At 59.3% G+C, this 20,031-nt stretch carries 19 protein-coding genes and 1 riboswitch; of the genes, 16 read left to right on the plus strand and 3 right to left on the minus strand.

Annotated elements, in window-relative coordinates:
- Positions 1-53 precede the first annotated feature (53 nt).
- From dnaK to radC, 13 genes are all read left to right on the plus strand, one after another.
- The gene (dnaK, locus tag ACR0C3_RS18690; RefSeq protein WP_170380243.1) at positions 54-1,961 is read left to right on the plus strand and encodes a molecular chaperone DnaK; all 1,908 of its coding nucleotides are present in this window, start codon (positions 54-56) and stop codon (positions 1,959-1,961) included.
- Positions 1,962-2,035: 74 nt separating this feature from the next.
- Complete coding sequence (dnaJ, locus tag ACR0C3_RS18695; protein WP_170380244.1) at positions 2,036-3,184, plus strand: molecular chaperone DnaJ; 1,149 nt, start codon at positions 2,036-2,038, stop codon at positions 3,182-3,184.
- 252 nt (positions 3,185-3,436) lie between these two features.
- A riboswitch (TPP riboswitch) is annotated at positions 3,437-3,541 on the plus strand.
- A gap of 45 nt (positions 3,542-3,586) precedes the next feature.
- Positions 3,587-4,390: a bifunctional hydroxymethylpyrimidine kinase/phosphomethylpyrimidine kinase gene (gene thiD, locus ACR0C3_RS18700; RefSeq protein ID WP_480759897.1), complete on the plus strand. Its 804-nt coding sequence runs from the start codon at positions 3,587-3,589 to the stop codon at positions 4,388-4,390.
- Complete coding sequence (locus ACR0C3_RS18705; protein ID WP_480759898.1) at positions 4,387-5,364, plus strand: FAD-dependent oxidoreductase; 978 nt, start codon at positions 4,387-4,389, stop codon at positions 5,362-5,364. Before thiD ends, ACR0C3_RS18705 begins: the two co-directional genes overlap by 4 nt.
- A complete protein-coding gene (gene thiS / locus ACR0C3_RS18710) occupies positions 5,348-5,542 on the plus strand; it encodes a sulfur carrier protein ThiS (protein WP_170479983.1) in 195 nt (64 codons plus the stop codon). The genes ACR0C3_RS18705 and thiS overlap by 17 nt, the downstream gene beginning before the upstream one ends.
- A gap of 2 nt (positions 5,543-5,544) precedes the next feature.
- Positions 5,545-6,309 carry a thiazole synthase gene (locus ACR0C3_RS18715; RefSeq protein WP_480759900.1) on the plus strand — a complete coding sequence of 255 codons (765 nt, stop codon included), beginning with the start codon at positions 5,545-5,547 and terminating at the stop codon, positions 6,307-6,309.
- Positions 6,306-6,902, plus strand: a complete 597-nt coding sequence (locus ACR0C3_RS18720) for a thiamine phosphate synthase (protein ID WP_480759901.1) — start codon at positions 6,306-6,308, stop codon at positions 6,900-6,902. Before ACR0C3_RS18715 ends, ACR0C3_RS18720 begins: the two co-directional genes overlap by 4 nt.
- On the plus strand, positions 6,899-7,861 hold the full coding sequence (locus ACR0C3_RS18725; RefSeq protein ID WP_480759902.1) for a HesA/MoeB/ThiF family protein: 963 nt from the start codon (positions 6,899-6,901) through the stop codon (positions 7,859-7,861). The genes ACR0C3_RS18720 and ACR0C3_RS18725 overlap by 4 nt, the downstream gene beginning before the upstream one ends.
- Before the next feature lie 20 nt (positions 7,862-7,881).
- Positions 7,882-8,817 carry an ABC transporter substrate-binding protein gene (locus tag ACR0C3_RS18730; protein ID WP_480724929.1) on the plus strand — a complete coding sequence of 312 codons (936 nt, stop codon included), beginning with the start codon at positions 7,882-7,884 and terminating at the stop codon, positions 8,815-8,817.
- Positions 8,814-9,488: a thiaminase II gene (gene tenA / locus ACR0C3_RS18735; RefSeq protein ID WP_480759904.1), complete on the plus strand. Its 675-nt coding sequence runs from the start codon at positions 8,814-8,816 to the stop codon at positions 9,486-9,488. The genes ACR0C3_RS18730 and tenA overlap by 4 nt, the downstream gene beginning before the upstream one ends.
- Positions 9,485-10,210 carry an ABC transporter ATP-binding protein gene (locus ACR0C3_RS18740; protein ID WP_480759906.1) on the plus strand — a complete coding sequence of 242 codons (726 nt, stop codon included), beginning with the start codon at positions 9,485-9,487 and terminating at the stop codon, positions 10,208-10,210. The genes tenA and ACR0C3_RS18740 overlap by 4 nt, the downstream gene beginning before the upstream one ends.
- On the plus strand, positions 10,207-10,941 hold the full coding sequence (locus tag ACR0C3_RS18745; protein ID WP_170643454.1) for an ABC transporter permease: 735 nt from the start codon (positions 10,207-10,209) through the stop codon (positions 10,939-10,941). Before ACR0C3_RS18740 ends, ACR0C3_RS18745 begins: the two co-directional genes overlap by 4 nt.
- 36 nt (positions 10,942-10,977) lie before the next feature.
- Positions 10,978-11,733 carry a RadC family protein gene (gene radC / locus ACR0C3_RS18750; RefSeq protein WP_170462892.1) on the plus strand — a complete coding sequence of 252 codons (756 nt, stop codon included), beginning with the start codon at positions 10,978-10,980 and terminating at the stop codon, positions 11,731-11,733.
- 279 nt (positions 11,734-12,012) lie between these two features.
- Here radC and ACR0C3_RS18755 read toward each other — a convergent pair whose 3' ends face one another.
- The 3 genes from ACR0C3_RS18755 to secA all read right to left on the minus strand — a co-directional run bounded on the left by ACR0C3_RS18755 (position 12,013) and on the right by secA (position 17,320).
- Positions 12,013-13,569, minus strand: a complete 1,557-nt coding sequence (locus tag ACR0C3_RS18755; protein ID WP_480759907.1) for a phosphate ABC transporter substrate-binding/OmpA family protein — start codon at positions 13,567-13,569, stop codon at positions 12,013-12,015.
- Between the two features lie 24 nt (positions 13,570-13,593).
- Positions 13,594-14,502 carry a hypothetical protein gene (locus ACR0C3_RS18760; protein ID WP_480759908.1) on the minus strand — a complete coding sequence of 303 codons (909 nt, stop codon included), beginning with the start codon at positions 14,500-14,502 and terminating at the stop codon, positions 13,594-13,596.
- Between the two features lie 100 nt (positions 14,503-14,602).
- Complete coding sequence (gene secA, locus ACR0C3_RS18765; RefSeq protein WP_480759909.1) at positions 14,603-17,320, minus strand: preprotein translocase subunit SecA; 2,718 nt, start codon at positions 17,318-17,320, stop codon at positions 14,603-14,605.
- A gap of 176 nt (positions 17,321-17,496) precedes the next feature.
- Here secA and ACR0C3_RS18770 point away from each other — a divergent pair, with 176 nt between their 5' ends.
- The 3 genes from ACR0C3_RS18770 to mutT are packed head-to-tail and all read left to right on the plus strand — an operon-like array spanning position 17,497 to position 19,972.
- Entirely contained in the window at positions 17,497-18,345 is an 849-nt protein-coding gene (locus tag ACR0C3_RS18770; protein WP_480759911.1) for a peptidylprolyl isomerase, read from the plus strand.
- A 5-nt stretch (positions 18,346-18,350) separates the two neighbouring features.
- Positions 18,351-19,577 carry a bifunctional glutamate N-acetyltransferase/amino-acid acetyltransferase ArgJ gene (gene argJ, locus ACR0C3_RS18775; protein WP_170550677.1) on the plus strand — a complete coding sequence of 409 codons (1,227 nt, stop codon included), beginning with the start codon at positions 18,351-18,353 and terminating at the stop codon, positions 19,575-19,577.
- Positions 19,574-19,972 (plus strand): 8-oxo-dGTP diphosphatase MutT, encoded by a 399-nt coding sequence (gene mutT / locus ACR0C3_RS18780; protein WP_170479944.1) that lies wholly within the window; start codon positions 19,574-19,576, stop codon positions 19,970-19,972. The genes argJ and mutT overlap by 4 nt, the downstream gene beginning before the upstream one ends.
- The last annotated feature ends 59 nt before the right edge of the window (positions 19,973-20,031 follow it).

The following is a 20,031-nucleotide window of genomic DNA, read 5'->3' on the forward strand; positions in this document are numbered from 1 at the left end:
CATAACGGGTCCGGCCCTCGGGACATCGCCTTAAAGAGAAAGGGATTGAAAATATGGGAAAAGTAATCGGGATTGACCTCGGCACCACCAACTCGTGTGTTGCGATCATGGATGGCTCGCAGCCGAAGGTCATCGAAAACGCCGAAGGGGCGCGGACCACGCCCTCGATCGTCGCCTTCACCGAAGATGAGCGACTGGTCGGTCAGCCTGCAAAGCGTCAGGCGGTCACCAACCCCGACAACACAATTTTTGGCGTCAAGCGTCTGATCGGTCGTCGTGTGGATGATGCCGAAGTCGAAAAAGATAAGAAAATGGTGCCCTATGCCATCGTGAATGGCGGCAATGGCGACGCGTGGGTTGAAGCCCGCGGTGAAAAATACTCCCCAAGCCAGATCTCGGCCTTCACTCTGGGCAAGATGAAGGAAACCGCCGAGAGCTATCTGGGTGAGGAAGTCACGCAAGCGGTTATCACCGTTCCGGCCTATTTCAACGACGCACAGCGTCAGGCCACCAAAGACGCCGGTAAAATTGCCGGTCTGGAAGTGCTGCGGATCATCAACGAACCGACAGCCGCTGCTCTGGCTTATGGTCTGGACAAGGAAGAAACCCAAACCATCGCGGTTTATGACCTTGGTGGCGGCACCTTTGACGTGACCATCCTGGAGATCGATGACGGCCTGTTCGAGGTCAAGTCGACCAATGGTGACACCTTCCTGGGTGGTGAAGACTTTGACATGCGCATCGTCAACTACCTGGCGGATGAGTTCAAAAAGGAACACGGTGTCGACCTGAGCCAGGACAAGATGGCCCTGCAACGTCTGAAAGAAGCCGCTGAAAAAGCCAAGATCGAACTGTCCTCGACCTCGCAGACCGAAATCAACCAGCCGTTCATCTCAATGGGTTCGAACGGTCAGCCGCTGCACATGGTCATGAAACTGACCCGTGCCAAGCTGGAATCGCTGGTTTCGGACCTGATCAAAAAGTCCATGAAGCCTTGCGCCGCCGCTCTGAAAGACGCCGGTCTTTCGGCTGCAGACGTGGACGAAGTTGTTCTGGTCGGTGGTATGACCCGGATGCCGAAAGTGATCGAAGAGGTCACCAAATTCTTCGGTAAAGAGCCCCACAAAGGTGTGAACCCGGACGAAGTTGTTGCCATGGGCGCCGCCATTCAGGCCGGTGTTCTGCAGGGTGACGTCAAAGACGTGGTTCTGCTGGACGTGACCCCGCTGTCGCTGGGCATCGAGACGCTGGGTGGCGTGTTCACCCGTCTGATCGACCGCAACACAACGATCCCGACCAAGAAGTCTCAGGTCTTCTCGACCGCCGAGGACAACCAGAACGCCGTGACCATCCGCGTCTTCCAGGGTGAGCGTGAAATGGCTGCGGACAACAAGATCCTGGGTCAGTTCAACCTCGAAGATATCCCACCGGCACCGCGCGGTATGCCTCAGATCGAGGTGACTTTTGACATCGACGCCAACGGCATTGTCTCGGTTTCGGCCAAGGACAAAGGCACCGGCAAAGAGCAGAAGATCACCATCCAGGCTTCGGGCGGTCTTTCCGATGAGGACATCGAAAAGATGGTCAAGGACGCCGAAGAGAACGCGGAAGCCGACAAGGAACGCCGCGAGCTGGTCGACGCCAAGAACCAGGCGGAAAGCCTCATCCATTCGACCGAGAAGTCGATGGAAGAGCACTCCGACAAGGTCGATCCGACCACGATCGAAGCGATCGAGCTGGCAATTGCCGCGCTGAAAGACGAGTTGGAAACCGAGAACGCCGACAAGATCAAGTCTGGCATCCAGAACGTCACCGAAGCTGCTATGAAGCTGGGCGAAGCCATCTACAAGGCGCAAGCCGAAGAGGGCGAGGAAGAGCCTGCAGCAGCAGACGCAGGTCCTGCGGATGATGACATTGTCGACGCCGAGTTCGAAGATCTGGACGACGACAAGCGTAAGTAACCGGTAACCGGGCCAATCTGGGCCGGTCCGCTTGCCGGGCCGGCCCGATTACGTTGAGGCAGAAGGGAAAACTGATGTCAAAACGCGACTACTATGATGTGCTTGGTGTCACCAAGGGCGCATCTGCGGATGAGATCAAGAAAGGTTTTCGCAAGAAAGCCAAAGAATTGCATCCCGACCGCAACAAAGACAACCCGGATGCCGAGGCGCAGTTCAAAGAAGCGAACGAAGCCTATGACGTGCTGCGCGATGCTGACAAAAAAGCAGCCTACGACCGTTTTGGTCATGCCGCTTTTGAAAACGGCATGGGTGGCGGTGGCCGTCCGGGCGGTGGCTTTGGGCAGGGTGACTTCTCCAGCGCGTTCTCGGATGTGTTCGATGATCTCTTCGGCGATTTCATGGGCGGCCAACGTGGCGGCGGCGGTGGACGTCGCGCCGCACGCGGGTCCGACCTGCGCTACAACTTGCGCGTAACGTTGGAAGAGGCTTTCTCGGGCCTGCAGAAAACCATCAACGTCCCCGCAGCCGTGGCTTGTTCGGCCTGTGACGGATCGGGCGCTGAGGGTGGTGTAGAACCTACGACATGTCCAACTTGCTCTGGCATGGGTAAGGTCCGGGCTCAGCAGGGCTTTTTCACAGTTGAACGCACCTGTCCGACTTGTTCGGGCCTTGGGCAGATCATCAAAAACCCCTGTAAATCCTGCAACGGAGCGGGCCGCGTCGAAAAAGAACGCGCCCTGTCGGTCAATATCCCCGCCGGTGTTGAGACCGGTACGCGCATCCGCCTGGCGGGTGAGGGTGAAGCCGGTATGCGCGGCGGCCCTCCGGGTGACCTCTATATCTTTGTTGAGGTCTCGGACCACAAACTGTTCGAACGTGACAGCGTGAACCTCTATTGTCGCGTGCCAGTCAGCATGGCCAAAGCCGCGCTGGGTGGGTCCATAGAAGTGCCGACCATTGATGGCGGGCGCGGACGGGTGCAGATCCCGGCGGGCAGCCAGTCGGGTCGCCAAATGCGACTGCGTGGAAAGGGCATGCCTGCTTTGCGGGGTGGTGGCATCGGTGACATGTTCATCGAACTGGCTGTGGAAACTCCGGTCAACCTTACCTCTCGCCAGAAAGAACTTTTGCGTGAGTTTGATGATTTGGGTGAGGATAACCATCCAGAATCAAAAAGCTTTTTCTCATCCGTGAAGTCCTTCTGGGATGGGATGAAAAGCTAAGTTCAGGCCGCTCTAACTGGGGCGGCCTTTTTCGATCGAGGCTCTGATCCCGCCGCCCCACACGTCTCTGTCGCCGGGTGGCTCGGCCTTCCAAAGGATGTGATCCTTCATTCATCTGTCGCAAATAGCTTCGGAGCGTGGGGCAGGTTCCCGCAAACTCCACCGTTCCTCTGGCCTAATTTTATTGAAGATATTGGCCATACGATACGCGGATTGAGGCTTGATTTTCCAGACCGCTCCTGAGATTGTCCGCATCAACCGTTGGGGTGCCCTTATCGAAGGGCTGAGAGGCGCAAGCGCTAACCCATCGAACCTGATCCGGGCAATTCCGGCGTAGGGAACGGTCTAAAGCAAACAGACGTTTTCCATGCCCGAGTTGCTCACAATAGATGGAGCAACGACGTGGCACCTATTGCCTTGACCATAGCAGGATCCGACAGCGGCGGCGGCGCGGGCATCCAGGCCGATCTCAAGGCGATGTCGGCTTTGGGTGTTTTCGGGGCCAGCGTGATCACCGCCGTTACTGCTCAGAACACGCAGGCAGTTACGGCCGTGCATGGTATTCCCTCGGAGGTCATCTCGGCCCAGATCCAAGCGGTGCTCAGCGATCTGGATGTGCGCGCTATCAAGATCGGAATGCTGGCGACGCCGGAGATTATTGAGACCGTGGCGCAGGGGATTTCCGAGTTTCAAGGACGGGTCGTTCTGGACCCCGTGATGATTGCGAAATCCGGTGATGCCCTTCTGGCCGATGAGGCAGTTCAAACGCTACGCGACGTTCTGCTGCCCCGTGCAACCGTTCTGACGCCAAACCTACCCGAGGCGGCATGTTTGCTGGATCGAGGTGATGCCGACACGCCTGAGGCGATGGTTGAACAGGGCAAAGCGCTGTGCGCTTTGGGTGCACAAGCGGTTTTGATGAAGGGCGGTCATGGCAAGGGGGATGTCTGCCATGATCTGCTGATCGACGAAAACGGGGTGATTGCCGAATTTCAGGCCCCAAGGAAGGCCACCCGAAACACCCATGGAACGGGTTGCACGCTGTCCTCATCTATCGCTGCCGGTTTGGCCCAAGGCCTGACGCTTGTCGATGCCGTGGCGCAGGCGCACGAGTATCTGCAGGGCGCAATCGCGCGGGCTGATGAGCTGAAGATCGGTGCGGGCCACGGACCTGTTCATCACTTCCACCGGGTTTGGCCTGCGTGACCCTCTGGTCCGTCATAGGCGCCGGTGTAGCTGGTTTGGCCGTTGCGTCCGAGCTGGTCTCGCGCGGGGCAAAGGTACAGGTTTTCGATCCCGGCGGCCCCCCAGGCCCGCATGGATGTTCCTGGTGGGCGGGCGGTATGCTGGCCCCGTGGTGCGAGTATGAAAACGCGGAGGAACCTGTCCTTAGGCTCGGTCAATCTGCCATCGAGTGGTGGGCCTCCCGAACAACTGTGCAACGATGCGGTACTCTGGTCTTGGCAAATGCGCGGGACATCCCAGATTTACGCAGATTTGCCCGTCGGACGAATTCTTATTCCGAAGTAGACCGGGCGAAAATCGCGAATTTAGAGCCTGATCTGCATGGATTCGGAAAAGGATTGTACTTCGACCAAGAAGCACATCTTAACCCCCGTCAGGCATTGCTAGACCTGCACCGAGGTCTCAAAGACAAGGGCGTCGAATTCCACCGCAAACTCGCACCTGCACAGCTAGAAAACGCAATCGATTGTCGAGGGCTGCACGCGCGGGAATACCTGCATGATCTGCGTGGCGTAAAGGGCGAGATGCTGGTGGTGCGTTGCCCCGAAGTGACGCTGAACCGTCCAGTGCGCCTGCTGCACCCGCGGATGCCGCTCTACATCGTGCCGCGTGGTGAGGGCATCTACATGCTGGGCGCGACCATGATCGAAAGCGAAGACAGCAGCCGGATCACCGCGCGCTCAATGCTGGAACTGCTCAGTGCGGCCTACGCTTTGAACCCGGCCTTTGGTGAGGCTGAGGTGCTGGAAATTGGCGTCGATCTGCGCCCAGCCTTTCCTGACAACCTGCCGCGCATCCGGCGCTTGGGCCGGACGATCTATGCCAATGGCCTCTACCGCCATGGCTACCTGTTGGCCCCAGCCCTGGCACAGGGCGTGGCCGATCTGGCGCTTGAGAACAAACATTCGGAGATGGTCGATGAAGATCGTGCTTAATGGCGACCCCAAAGAGGTAAAGGCCTCGACCTTGGCAGAGCTGCTAGAGGAATGCGGTTTCTCGGGCCGTGTTGCAACGGCGGTGAACGAGGAATTCGTGCCCTCCAGCCTGCGCATTGCCCATGCCCTGTCCGAAGGTGACCGGGTCGAAATCCTGTCGCCGATGCAAGGAGGGTGAGGATGAAAAGCTTTTATGGCGTCGCTCTGCCCAACCCTCTGATGCTGGGCACCGCGCAATATCCCAGCCCCGCTATTCTAGAACAGGCGTTCCGCGACAGCGGCGCGGGTGTGGCGACTGTCTCTTTGCGGCGGGAATCGGGGGCCGGGCAGACCTTTTGGCAGATGATCCGTGATCTGGGCGTGCTGGTGCTGCCCAACACTGCCGGGTGTCATACGGTCAAAGAGGCGGTGACCACCGCGCATATGGCCCGCGAAGTGTTTGAGACCAAGTGGATCAAGCTGGAGCTGATCGGCCATACCGACAGTCTGCAGCCGGACGTCTTCCAGTTGGTCGAGGCCGCGCGCATCCTGACCGAGGATGGGTTCGAGGTCTTCCCTTACGCCACCGACGACCTGATCGTGGGTGAACGGCTGCTTGAGGCCGGATGCGAGGTCCTGATGCCCTGGGGTGCGCCCATCGGCTCGGGCCGGGGGCTGAACAATGAATATGCCCTGCGCGCAATGCGGGCCGAGTTCCCGGATGTCCCGCTGGTGATTGATGCCGGGATCGGCCTGCCCAGCCATGCGGCCCACGCGATGGAGCTGGGATATGACGCCGTATTGTTGAACACAGCCGTCGCTCGCGCCGGTGATCCGGCGTTGATGGCAAAGGCCATGATGCGCGCGGTTGAGGCCGGGCAGCTGGCCCATCAGGCCGACCCTATTGAGGCTCGGGACATGGCCGAACCCTCAACCCCCGTCGTCGGAAAGGCGTTCCTGTCATGAGTTTGGACCGTTTCTACCCGATCTTTGACCACTCCGACTGGCTGCAGCGGATGCTGCCTATGGGTGTAAAGCTGGTGCAGCTGCGCATAAAGGATCAGCCGGACGATGTTGTCCGGGCCGAGATCGCGACCTCTCGCGATCTGTGCAATCAGCATGGTGCCGTTCTGGTGGTGAACGACTATTGGCAGGCCGCCATTGATGCGGGTTGCGACTGGATTCATCTGGGGCAGGAAGATCTGGATGACGCCGACCTCAAAGCAATCCGAAAAGCGGATCTAAAGCTAGGCGTTTCCACCCATGACGATGATGAGCTAGAGCGCGTTCTGGCCATGGACCCCGACTACGTCGCGCTGGGGCCGGTCTATCCGACGATCCTGAAGAAGATGAAGTGGGAGCAGCAGGGCCTGCCGCGAGTTACCGAATGGAAAGCCCGTGTGGGCGATATTCCACTGGTCGGGATTGGCGGTATGAGCGTCGAACGCGCGCCCGGCGTGCTTGAGGCGGGTGCCGATATCGTCTCGGTCGTCACGGACATCACCCTGAACGCCGACCCCGAGGCGCGGGTGCGTCAGTGGATCGAGGCCACCAGATGAGCCGCTACGCTCGCCAGATGATCCTGCCGGAAGTTGGGGCCGAAGGGCAGGCGCGCCTGTCCAAGGCGCGGGTTCTGGTTGTCGGGGCGGGTGGATTGGCGGCTCCGGTTCTGCCTTTGCTGGCCGGGGCAGGCGTTGGCCATTTCACGATCCTCGATGCGGATGACGTGGCCCTGTCGAACTTGCATCGGCAGACGCTGTTTACTGAGGCAGACTACGGACGCCCAAAGGCCGAAGTTGCAGCCGATCGCTGCCGTGCTTTGAATTCTGATATCGACGTCGCCGCGCAAAAACAGGCTCTAACAAAAGAGAATGCGGCCGGTTTTGTTTCACAGGCCGATGTGATTCTCGACTGTGCGGACAGCTATGCCGCCAGCTACACGCTTTCGGATATCTGCCTGACCTTGGGAAAACCTTTGGTCAGTGCCTCGGTGTTGGGCCTGTCTGGCTATGTTGGTGCGTTCTGCGGCGGTGCGCCTTCACTGCGGGCCGTGTTCCCCGACGCACCAACCAGCGGGGCGAGCTGTGCCACGGCAGGTGTGCTGGGGCCGGTCGTGGGGATGATCGGCGCGATGCAGGCGCAGATGGCTTTGGCTTTGCTCCTCGGCCTCGACCCGTCGCCCCTTGGCCTGATGGTGCAGGTGGATGCCCAGACCTTCCGAAGCTCTAGCTTCCGTTTTAATGCCGCGCCTGAGCCTGAGCAATCCTTCGCCTTCGTTGCCGCCTCGCAACTGTCCTCAAATGATGTGATTGTTGAGCTGCGGAGTGAAGACGAAGCTCCTCAACCCATCCACCCTCTCGCACGTCGCCTAAGCGTGGAGCACCTGAAATCAGAGCCTAACAAAGCAAAAAGACTGGCTTTGTGCTGTGCAAGCGGCCTGCGCGCCTGGCGTGCGGCTGAACAGATTGAACCGGATTGGCCGGGCGAGATTGTCCTCGTCGCGGCCTCAACCTCGTGAGTGAAAAGGAAACGCGAGACATGAAAAAGCTGATGACAGCCATCGCCCTTCTGGCCGCTGCGCCGGCCTGGGCCGAAGACAAGATGACCGTTCTGCTGGATTGGTTCATCAACCCCGATCATGGGCCCATCATCGTGGCGCAGGAAAACGGCTATTTCGCCGAGCAGGGCCTCGAGGTTGAGATCGTTCCCCCCGCCGACCCGTCCGCTCCGCCGCGTTTGGTGGCTGCTGGTCAGGCCGAACTGGCCGTATCTTATCAGCCGCAGCTGCACCTGCAGATCCATGAAGGCCTGCCGCTGAAGCGTGTCGGTACGCTGGTTGCGACCCCTCTGAACTGTCTGCTGGTTCTGGAAGACGGCCCGATCAAGTCGCCTGCGGACCTGAAGGGCAAGAAAATCGGCTTCTCGGTCGCTGGCGTGGAAGAGGCTGTTCTGACCACCGTTCTGGGCAAATATGGCGTGGCGCTGGACGATGTTGAACTGATCAACGTGAACTTCTCGCTCTCTCCGTCGCTGATGACCGGTCAGGTGGATGCGGTGATCGGTGCCTATCGCAACTTCGAGCTGAACCAGATGGATATCGAAGGCCGTCCCGGCACCTGCTTCTATATCGAGGAAGAGGGCGTGCCGTCTTATGACGAACTGATCTACGTCGCCAACCCCGAGACGATGGATAAGGACAAGATCGCGCGTTTCCTGGCGGCGACCGAAAAAGCGACCCAGTACATTGTCAACAACCCCGAAGAAAGCTGGGAGATCTTCGCCGCGACTTCGCCCGAGTTGCAGGATGAGCTGAATGCTCGCGCGTGGGTCGACACTCTGCCGCGCTTTGCTCTGCGCCCGGCGGGTTTTGATGCGGGCCGCTACGCCCGGTTCGAAACCTTCCTGAACGAAAGCGGCATGATTGACAGCGTTTTGCCGGTCAGCGACATCACCATCGACGTGACCGCGCAATGAGCGACTATGGCAAAGCCTTCACGCTGATGCGTGATGCGGCGCAGGGGCCGTGGCGGGACTACACCCGCCACGCCTTTGTTGAAGGGATGAAGGACGGCTCTCTGCCCCGAGAGGCATTCCTGCATTACCTGCGTCAGGACTATGTGTTCCTGATCCATTTCAGCCGCGCTTGGGCGTTGGCGGTAGTGAAATCGGAAACGCATGAAGAGATGCTGGCAGCATCCCGCACCGTCAATGGTCTGATCAGCGAAGAGATGAAACTGCATATCGGCGTTTGCGAAGCGGCAGGCATTTCGCAATCTGAATTGTTCGCCACGCCTGAACGGCAAGAAAATCTGGCCTATACCCGCTTTGTCCTCGAAGCCGGGTATAGCGGCGATCTGCTGGACCTGTTGGCCGCACTTGCGCCCTGTGTGATGGGCTATGGAGAGATCGGCGCTCGGCTGACCTCCGAGGCCACATCCGAGGCCTATCGCGACTGGATCAGCACCTATGCTGGTGAGGACTACCAAGGCGCGTGCAAGGCGGTCGGCGAACTGCTGGATTCGGCTCTAACACGACGGATTGGGGCAGATTTCGAGGCCTCTCCGCGTTGGGGTCGTCTGTGCCAAACCTTCCGAACCGCCACCGAGCTAGAGGTCAATTTCTGGCAAATGGGTCTGACCCCATGACCCCTGCGCCCGATCTCACCATCAGCGGACACGCGAGCATTGGCGATACGCCCTTATTCGCACCGCTGACCCTGACCCTTGGAGCGGGACAGTGGACCTGCCTATTGGGTGGATCGGGCGTTGGTAAAACCACCGTTCTGCGCCTGATCGCCGGGTTGGAGACAGGCGCGGATTTTACCGGTCAGATCGTAGCCAGCGATGGCCAAACGGTCCCAACCCGCGTGGCCTATATGGCGCAGGATGACCTGTTGCTGCCTTGGGCGACGGTGGCGCAAAACGTCTCACTCGGCGCACGACTGCGGGGTGAGAAACCTGATCTGGATCGCCGGGACCGTCTGATTGAACGGATGCGCCTGCAAGACCACATGGCCAAGAAACCGTCGGAGCTGTCCGGCGGCCAAAGACAGCGCGTCGCCTTGGCGCGGACCCTGATGGAAGATCGCCCCATCGTGCTGTTGGATGAACCATTCTCGGCCCTCGATGCGCGCACCCGCGCGGATATGCAGGATCTGGCCGCCGAGGCGCTGCAGGGTCGAACAGTCCTTCTGGTCACCCACGACCCGGCCGAGGCCGCACGTTTGGGCCAATCCATCGTCGTGATGACGCAGCAGGGGCTGACGCCCTGTGCTCCGCCTGCCGCGCCCGCACCGCGCCATGTGGATGATCTGGAGACATTGGAAGCCCAAGGCGCGCTACTGAAACTATTGAGAGAGGCGGCATGAAACTCCTCTCTGCCCTCGCCGCAACCTTGTTCGCTCTGGCCGTCTGGCAAGCGATTGTCAGCCTGACCGGCCTGCCCAAATTCATCCTGCCCGGCCCGGCGCTTGTGGCTGAAACCTGGTGGCAGAACCGCTGGGTGATTGCGGAACATACTTGGATCACAGCGGTTGAGGTCGTGATCGGCCTGGCGGTGGGAACCGTTCTAGGCGTCGTCACCGCGCTGCAACTGGCCAATTCACGGGCCGCACGGGTGCTGGTGCAGCCGATGCTGGTTTTCACGCAGGCTTTGCCGGTCTTTGCGCTGGCGCCGCTTCTGACCCTGTGGCTGGGCTACGGCCTTTGGTCCAAGGTCGCGATGGCGGTTCTGATCATCTACTTTCCGATCACCTCATCCTTCTTTGACGGTCTGATGAGGACCCCGCCCGGATATCTCGATCTTGCGCGCACGATGCAGGCAAGCCCGCGTTCGGTTCTGTGGCACATACGTATCCCGGCAGCGCTGCCTTCGCTAGCCTCGGGGATGCGATTGGCGGCGGTCTATGCGCCGATTGGCGCGGTTATTGGCGAATGGGTCGGGTCCTCGCAAGGGTTGGGCTACCTGATGCTGCTGGCCAATGGCCGGGCCAAGACCGATCTGATGTTTGCAGCCATGCTGACTTTGGGCGTGTTCTCGATCCTGCTGCACATGCTGGTACGCCGCGCCACAGCGCGCATGGCCGGTGAGGCGCGTTAACCTTTCAGAAACCGATTCTGCGCCAAGGTGAGGCCCATGACACAGGACGCCTTTGCCGAAGCCCCAATGCTTTTCGACACGGACGAAGCGCCAGCGCAGCCGCTGCCGACGGGTCGGTTACCCTCCTACATCAAAGACCATCGCAAGCGGCTGCGCGAACGGTTCATGTCTGGTGGTTCAGGCGCTATGCCGGATTATGAGTTGCTGGAGCTGGTGCTGTTCCGATCCATCCCGCGTCAGGATGTGAAACCTCTGGCCCGGCTGCTGATGGATACGTTCGGGGACTTCAACCGCGTATTGACCGCGCCAGAGGAGCGGTTGCGCCAAATCAAAGGCGTTGGCGAAACCGTCATCACCGATCTGAAAATCCTGGAGGCCTGCGCCCATCGCATGGCCCGCGCGCGGGTGATGCAGCGCCACGTGATTTCCGGCTGGGACGCTTTGCTGGACTATTGCCATACGACAATGGCGCATCGAGAGATCGAGCAGTTTCGCGTGTTCTATCTGGACCGCAAGAACGTGATGATTGCGGATGAAGAGCAGGCGAAGGGCACCGTTGATCATGTCCCGGTCTACCCGCGCGAGGTGGCGAAACGTGCGCTGGAGCTGAATGCCTCGGCCCTGATTTTGGTGCATAACCATCCCTCCGGCGACCCAACGCCGTCGCAATCGGATATCGACATGACCAACCGCATTCAGGATGCCTGCACGGCCTTGGGGCTGACCCTGCACGACCATCTGATTATTGGAAAATCAACCGAGCTGAGCTTTCGGTCCGAGGGGTATTTGTGACGGGAAGAGTTGTGTTTTCAGTTGATTGCCCTAACGACTGAAGTTGTTGTCTGGGTTGAGAGTTCCACTTTGGCCTATTTATTTCGATGAGGACAGTTTCTCGCTTTCGCCCATGTTGCCTCTATCCAAATGCGTCACAGGGTCTTTGCGTTTTTTCGAGTCTCGCCGGAAAAACCGCCGCGTATCTAGAGATCAGAAGTAGTCACCATACGGCTGCGATGTACCCAAATTGATTGCTGAGGCGGTTTCGTCGGAGTTTCTGTCCGACATCGTCACTCTCTAGTTTACCCAAACCTCAACCCGGCGGTTTGTTTTTCGGCCCCACTCAGTGTCATCGCAGGCCATCGGCATCGCTTCTCCGAAACCTTCGGTTGTGATCTCAATACTGTCGGGGATTTCGGTTTCAACGGCGGCCAGAACAGCATTGCGCACCGTTTGTGCCCTGCGAAGAGCGATCCGGGCATTGGCGTTGGCGCCTCCATCCCCGTCACTGAACCCAGCGAATACAAGCTTGCGAGGGGTCAAACTGCCGGATTCAAGCGCCTGCGCCAATTGCAGAATGTTGGACCGCGATTGCGCATCCGGGCGAGAGCTTCCCGGCTCGAACCGGAAGGAGATTGACAGTCTAGACAATGGCCGCAGAGTTTCGACCATGTGTTGAAGCTCTTCCAGTCCGACCTCGGCTCCACCAGAAACGATGGCATTGGCGAGCCGATCCCCCTGCAGCCACATGGGCAGGTTCTCGGTCGCCTGATCCACATACCCGGCCTTCCGTATGGCCATCTGCGCGTCGGCTGAGCGGGTATAGGCCAGAAACTTTCGTGCGATCCGTGGCAGGCGGCGTTGCGGCAGGTAGAGAAACATCGGAGAGGTCAGCGGGTAGTCCTCGGTTTTGATTGACTGGCGGGTCGCCTCAAGGGCATGTCCGCAGCCTCCAGCCAAAGGCAGTGCGCGGGTCGGGCCTGAGGCCGCCTGCGTCGTGATGCCGATCGAAAACGGGTCATTGGCCACTGCTTGTACAAGATCGCGATTGCGCTGGTGGCGGAGAACGGTGTCAGATAGCTCAGCCTGAGCGGGGAAGAGTAGCTGATCCTCGACATCCTGGGACAAGCCTGACCCGGTGTCCGGCATGTGAAGGGCAATCGGAGCGTCCGGCCCTTCCAGATCTGTCCAGTTGGTGATCGCGCCCGACAGAACACGGACCAGATCCGCGGGTGAAATCTGCTGAACGGTGTTCTCTCGCGCAACTACCGGCACGATCGCATCCAGTGCTACAATCCGCGCGCGGCGGGGATGGGTCAGATCGCCCAGACCTGCGGCCTCGGCCATGTCGCGTTCCTCATCCCGGATTTCGCGTTGCGCCATTACGATGTCGGCGTCGTTGTCCATGAGGTCGGCAAACCCCTGATCCGTCGTTCCAACGCGAAAGAACAGGCGGGCGAGAGGGGCCGTGCGGTCTGGCTGGCGCAGCTCATAGGCAAAGCTGCGTTCATCCACGCGCGATGGGGTTGCTGTCAGACCTTCTTGTCGGGCGAAGCCGATGATCAGGGCAGGCAGGACCGTCTCGGCCATGACGGATGATCCCGAGAACCGGACCTCGGCCACGAAATCGGTCAGGCTGGGGCAGGCCGGGCCGTCGCATGTGACGCCAGAGCCATCGACTGTCAGCTCACCGAATTGGGTGTCGACCCGGTAGAATTCGCCGTCAAAGCCCAGAAGGGTGCCGGAGACTTCGATCTTGCCATCATGCGATGTCAGAACAATATCCTGCGCTGCGGCTGAAACAGCCAGCGAAACAGAAAACAGTACAGCCAGCGCCGCACGAATAAGTGTCATGAGAAGTTCGAGCCTGCCTGCGGTTTAATTTGCCGCGATTGTCAGGTCTTGGAACAGATTATTCAACACCAGAAACTCACCGACTTCGGTACACATCGGCATCGTCAGGATCAGATCGCGCGACCGCAGCCGACGATCACTGCGCAGTTCCAAGGATTGGACGTTCAAATCGCGGCCACAATTGGCCTCAGTCACTTCGGTTTCCACCGTCAAAGCGACCGAGCCCGATTGTTCCGAACGCGCTGCCGGGAACGAGTAAATCTGGATATTCTGTCCATCATGGAAGCCCGCACTTCCCAGATGGACCACGGAACCCGCGCCCTGCGATGCGCTATTGGCCGAGATATGCCCGTGCTCACCATAGCTAGCACCGAACTCCAAGGCGTGGATTTGCAGATCGGTCTGACCCTGCCATTGCAATGCGACCCTGTCGAACTGGTCAATGTCCATGATGTGAGTGGTGGCGACCGTGCCGGTCTGATCCTCGAATGAGATCAGGAAAATGGCGTATTCGGACAGGGCCGGAATGGTCAGATCCAAGGCACCGTTTTGGTCGGTTTGCTGTGTCAGTGTCAGACCGCTGTGGTGAATTTCAACACGTTCGTTGCTGCGGCAGGGGGCCTTGATCCGCAGCCGTGCATTGGCACCCATTTGGGCGGTGGCACGCGCGCTGATGCTGCAATTGGTGTGCTTTTGTGCGGCCTTCGGCGCAGGGCGCTCAATCGGTTGAGAGGGGGTCTCGTCAGAGGAAGAGGTCTGCACGATGCGTTCAAGCCCGGCAATGACCGAGGCCTGATCCGCGACAGAAGCCACGGCGACAGGTTCCTGCGCGCCGTTCGGCTGCGCAGGCGCACTATATTGCATCAGGTAACCAATACCTAAGGCACAGGCGACTGTGCCGCACATGGTCACGTAATTTCTGACTACGAACAAAACACCCTCCCCAGTTGAAGGAGCGAGTCGCACTCTCGTTAAAAATCGCGGCCAATTTGTGGCCGCGAAGCGGAGCGATTGTGACTGGTATTTGTTGACGTTAGGTCAATCTGCCGTGGCAGTGTTTGAATTTCTTGCCTGAGCCACAGGGGCAGGGATCGTTGCGCGAAGGATTGCCCCAGGTCGACGGATCATTCTCGTCAAAGCCGGGCAGTGCATCGCCCGACGCGACGGCCTCGGCCTTGGCCTCGGCAGCGCCAGCAGCCTGATCAACGGCCTGCTGAGCTTGCGCTTGCTGGGCCGCCATCTGTGCCAGCATCTCGCGCTGTTCTTCTTCGGTCAGCGGGCGCACGCGCGACAATTGCTGGGTCACGGTTTCGCGCAAACTGTCCAGCATGCCTTCGAACAGCTGGAAGCTTTCGTTCTTATACTCGTTCAGCGGATCGCGCTGGGCGTAGCCCCGGAATCCGACGACCGAGCGCAGATGTTCCAGCGTCAGAAGATGCTCGCGCCATTTGCCATCGATGGTCTGCAGAAGGACCTGCTTTTCGATGTTGCGCATGTTCTCGGGGCCGAAGGCGACGGCCTTTTGCGCCATCATCTCATCGGCGGCCTTAACCAGACGCTCGCGCACCTGTTCGTCATCCACGCCTTCTTCGGCGGCCCAGTCCTGAACCGGGGCATCGATGGTCAGCTTTTCTTTGATCGCCTCATGCAGCCCATCGGTATCCCACTGATCTGCATAGGATTTCGGTGGCATGTATTCGTCGATCAGATCGTCGATCACCTGTTCGCGCATGTCCGAGACGATCTCGGACAGGTCGTCGGCTGACATAATCTCGCGCCGCTGGCTGAAGATCACCTTACGCTGATCGTTCATCACGTCGTCGAATTTCAGAACGTTCTTGCGCATGTCAAAGTTGCGGCCTTCGACCTTGGATTGCGCGCGTTCCAGCGATTTGTTGACCCAGGGGTGCACGATGGCTTCGCCCTCTTTCATGCCCAGCGTGGTCAGCACCTTGTCCAGACGTTCCGAGCCGAAGATGCGCATCAGATCGTCTTCGAGGCTGAGGTAGAATACCGTGCGACCGGGATCGCCCTGACGGCCCGAGCGACCACGCAGCTGGTTGTCGATGCGGCGGCTTTCATGGCGTTCCGAGGCCATGACATACAAACCACCCGCATCCAGAACCTTTTGTTTTTCCTCGGCGTGCTTGGCCTCTTCCGCGGCGCGCAGTTCAGCCGGGTCGGCCTCGGGGTTTTCGGCCAGGGCCTGCAGAACCTTCATCTCGACATTGCCGCCCAGCTGAATGTCAGTACCACGACCGGCCATGTTGGTGGCGATGGTAACCGCACCGTAGCGGCCCGCATCGGCCACGATCTGGGCCTCTTGTTCATGCTGGCGTGCGTTCAGAACGTTGTGCTCGATCTTTTCCTTGGTCAGCATCTGGCTGAGAACTTCGGATTTCTCGATCGAGGTGGTGCCGATCAGAACCGGCTGACCCTTTTCCTGTGCCTTCTTCGCCTCAGAGATAATCGCGCCGTACTTTTCCATCGCGGTGCGATAGACCTGATCGTCTTCGTCCAGACGTGCAATCGGACGGTTGGTGGGGACTTCGACCACGCCCAGACCGTAGATCTCCTGAAATTCTTCGGCTTCGGTCAGCGCGGTCCCGGTCATGCCGCCCAGCTTGTCATAGAGGCGGAAATAATTCTGGAAGGTTACGCTGGCCAGCGTCACGTTCTCGGGCTGAATCTGGACGTTCTCTTTCGCCTCGATCGCTTGGTGCAGACCTTCCGACAGGCGACGACCCGGCATCATACGGCCAGTGAATTCGTCGATCAGAACCACATTGCCGTCACGCACGATATAGTCCTTGTCGCGCTGGAACAGTTTATGCGCACGCAGACCCTGATTGACGTGATGCACCACGGTGGTGCTTTCGGGATCATATAGAGAATGATCCTCGGGGATCAGGCCCGCAGCAATCAGTTGCTGTTCCAGAAACTCGTTGCCTTCATCGGTGAAAGTCACGTTGCGGGATTTTTCGTCCAGCGAATAGTGATCGTCACTCAAGCTCGGGATCAGCGCGTCAATCGCGGTGTACAGATCAGAACGGTCCTGCGCCGGACCCGAGATGATTAGCGGCGTCCGCGCCTCATCAATCAGGATCGAGTCGACCTCATCCACAATCGCGAAATTGTGGTATTTCTGATAGATGTCGGCCATATCGGCCTTCATGTTGTCGCGCAAATAGTCGAAGCCAAGCTCATTATTGGTGGCGTAGGTCACGTCACAGGCATAGGCCGCCTTTTTCTCGGCATCTGGCTGGCCTGACCAGATCACGCCGGTGGTCATTCCGACGGACGCAAAAACCTTACCCATCCATTCCGAGTCACGCTTGGCGAGATACTCGTTCACTGTGACGACATGCACGCCCTTGCCGGTCAGCGCGTTCAGGTAGGCGGGGAAAGTGGCAACCAGCGTCTTGCCCTCACCCGTCTTCATCTCGGAAATATTGCCCTGATGCAGGAAGGTGCCGCCCATCAGCTGCACATCAAAGGCCCGCAGACCCAGTGCGCGTTTGGCACCTTCGCGCACGTTGGCAAAAGCTTCGGGCAGCAGGTCATCCAGGCTCTCGCCATCCAGCGCACGTTTGCGCAGCTCGGCGGTTTTTTCGATCAGACCCTCGTCAGAGAGTTTTTCGAACTCGGGCTCCAGCGCGTTGATCTTTTCGATCAGGGGGCGGGTCGCCTTGATCTTGCGGTCGTTCGGTGTTCCGAACACCTTTTTGGCGAGCGTTCCGAGTCCCAGCATGTTCACTCCAGCGGATCTGTTCTTGTCTTGGTTGCGACAGGCTTGCCCACCTTGCGCGCAACCCATAGATACGGGGGGTGAAAGGCGGCCCTGTCCAAGGCTTCAAAGCGATGTAAGCGGCAGGTTCTGAAGTGTCAACGCTGCGCCCTGTCGCGGCAAAGAAATAGGATGATTCCATGCCCAAAGGCCTCACTTTTCTGCCATCGCTGGCTTTGACTGCCGTGATGGCGCTGCCGCTGGCCGCCGAAACCAAGCCCGATGCAGGTACCGTTCTGGCCACGGTCAACGGGGACGAGATCACACTGGGTCACGTTGTCGCCACCGTCGCGGCGTTGCCGCAGCAATATCAGCAGATCGAGGACGATGTGCTGTATGACTTCGTGCTTGAACAGCTGATCCAACAGCAATTGCTGGGCCAACAGCAGGAAGAGCTGACCCAACAAAACGCGCTGACGCTGGACAATGAGACACGCTCTTTGCTGGCGGTGCAGACTGTGAACGCTCTGACCGATGATGTTGTGACGGATGAGGCTGTGCAAGCGGCCTATGACGCGCAATTCGCTGAGTTTGAAGGCGAAGACGAGTTCGATGCCAGCCATATTCTGGTTGAGTCCGAGGACGAGGCCAAAGCCCTCAAGGCGCAATTGGATGACGGCGCGGATTTTGCCGAGATGGCGCGCGAGCATTCGACCGGGCCGTCCGGCCCCAATGGCGGTGCGCTGGGCTGGTTCGGCAAGGGCCAGATGGTGCCCGAGTTTGAAAACGCCGTGCTGGGTCTTGAAAAAGGTCAAATCTCAGACCCGGTGCAAACGCAGTTCGGCTGGCATCTGGTGATCCTGAACGACAAGCGCAAATCTGAAGCCCCTGCGCTTGAGGCCGTACGCGATGAACTGGCCCAGACCATTCAGCAAGAGGCTATTCAGGCCCGTATTGATGAGTTGACCCAACAGGCTCAGATCGAACGCACCGCCCTTGAAGGGGTTGGTTCTGAAGTCATCCGCCAGCTGGACCTGATTCAGGAGTAACTCCCGTGGCCACGATCACCAAAACCTCGCCACTGGCCCCTGCCGGTTTCCCCGACCTGCCCGCGATTGACGGAGTGCGTTTTGCAACCGTCGAGGCGGGGGTGCGCTACAAAGGCCGGACCGACGTCATGTTGGCGGCTCTCGATCCCGGCACGTCCGTGGCCGGGGTGTTTACGCGCTCGGCCACACGCGCCGCTCCGGTGCTGGACTGTCAGGGCAAGATCGGCGGCGCCAGCGATGGACCAGCGGCGATTTTGGTGAATTCGGGAAATGCAAACGCCTTCACCGGCCACTACGGCCAAAACTCGGTCGCCGAGGTGACGCAAGCGGTTGCCAAGGCAACCGGCGTTGCGGTTGGGAGGGTCTTCACCTCATCCACCGGCGTGATCGGAGAGCCTCTGCCGCATGATCGCATTGTCTCGCAGCTTGAGGCGCTGAAATCCGGCCTCAGCCGTCACGCGATCGAGGACGCAGCGCGGGCCATCATGACCACCGATACCTTCCCGAAAGGGGCGTCGGCTCAGGTCGAGATTGGCGGCAAAACAGTCTCTATTGCGGGGATTGCCAAGGGATCGGGCATGATCGCGCCAGACATGGCGACGATGCTTGTCTACATCTTTACCGACGCTGTGGTTGACCAATCGGCGCTGCAATCCATGCTGGGCGCGCAGACAGACCGGACTTTTAATTGCATCACCGTCGATAGCGATACCTCGACATCGGACAGCCTTTTGCTGTGCGCAACCGGAGCCTCAGGTGTTGATGCCACGGGCAATGCGGCCTTCGCCGAAGCGCTGGAAACCGTGATGCTGGACCTCGCGCAACAGGTTGTGCGCGATGGCGAAGGGGCGACGAAATTCGTCGAAATCCGCGTGACCGGAGCCGCCTCGGACGCAGATGCCAAGGTGCATGGGCTGGCGATTGCGAACTCCCCTCTGGTGAAAACCGCCATTGCGGGTGAGGACCCAAACTGGGGCCGCGTCGTCATGGCCATTGGCAAATCCGGTGCCGCCGCCGACCGCGACCTGCTGAGCATTTCCTTTGGCGATATTCTGGTCGCTGAAAAAGGCTGGGTCAGCCCCGACTATCGTGAAGAAGACGCGGCCGCCTACATGAAAGGCCAAGATCTTGTGATCGGAGTCGATCTTGGGCTGGGCGAGGGGCAATCCACCGTTTGGACCTGCGACCTGACCCACGGCTATATCGAGATCAACGCGGACTATCGCTCGTGAAAACTGTTCTGGTATCTGCCGTCGCCCTAATAGATATCGAGGGCCGCGTCTTGCTGGCTCAACGACCCGAGGGCAAATCCATGGCTGGTCTGTGGGAATTCCCCGGTGGCAAGATCGAACCCGGCGAAACCCCCGAGGCCGCCCTGATCCGCGAATTGCACGAGGAACTTGGTATCGACACCTGGGCCTCCTGCCTCGCGCCGCTGACCTTCGCGAGCCACAGCTATGACGATTTCCACCTGCTCATGCCGCTGTTTGCCTGCCGCAAATGGGAGGGGATACCGCAGTCGAAAGAAGGTCAGGCGCTGAAATGGGTGCGGGCTAGCGATCTACGCAACTATCCGATGCCTGCGGCGGATGTACCGTTGATTCCGATACTGCGGGATTGGTTGTAGTTTAGACGCAGACAAAAGCTTGAAGGCGGCTACGAGTAGCTAACTTACTTCATAAACCC

Source organism: Ruegeria sp. CK3 (genome assembly GCF_056536565.1).